The following is a 566-nucleotide window of genomic DNA, read 5'->3' as shown; positions in this document are numbered from 1 at the left end:
TATTAGTTAAAGGTGCTGTTCCGGGCGCAACTAATAGTGATGTTATCGTAAAACCGGCAGTTAAAGCATAAGTCTAGGAGATAGAGATGGAATTACAAGTTGTAGGTGCAAACGCACTAACTGTTTCTGAAACTACCTTCGGACGTGAGTTTAACGAAGCGTTAATCCACCAAGTAGTTGTTGCATATGCAGCAGGTGCTCGTCAAGGTTCACGCGCTCAAAAAACTCGTGCTGAAGTGTCTGGTTCAGGTAAAAAACCTTGGCGTCAAAAAGGTACAGGTCGCGCACGTTCAGGTGATATCAAATCACCAATCTGGCGTTCAGGTGGTATCACATTCGCTGCGAAACCACAAGATCACAGTCAAAAAGTGAACAAAAAAATGTACCGTGGTGCAATCAAAAGCATCCTTTCTGAATTAGTTCGTCAAGAACGTTTAGTGGTTGTTGAGAAATTCGAAATCGAAGCGCCAAAAACTAAAGTATTAGTACAAAAATTAAAAGATTTAGCGTTAAATGACGCTTTAATCATTACTGCAAACTTAGATGAGAATCTATTCTTAGCAGCG

At 40.6% G+C, this 566-nt stretch carries 1 protein-coding gene; it reads left to right on the top strand.

Going from position 1 to position 566, the window contains the following annotated elements; all coding sequences use genetic code 11:
* Positions 1-86: 86 nt before the first annotated feature.
* Positions 87-566: 50S ribosomal protein L4 (gene rplD / locus C9J87_RS19460; RefSeq protein WP_107706371.1), on the top strand; the 480-nt coding region annotated here is incomplete at its 3' end.

Origin of the sequence: Nocardioides allogilvus (genome assembly GCF_003047285.1) — a bacterium.
GTDB lineage: Bacteria > Actinomycetota > Actinomycetes > Propionibacteriales > Nocardioidaceae > Nocardioides > Nocardioides allogilvus.
This window is presented reverse-complemented; position numbering and strand designations above follow the sequence as displayed.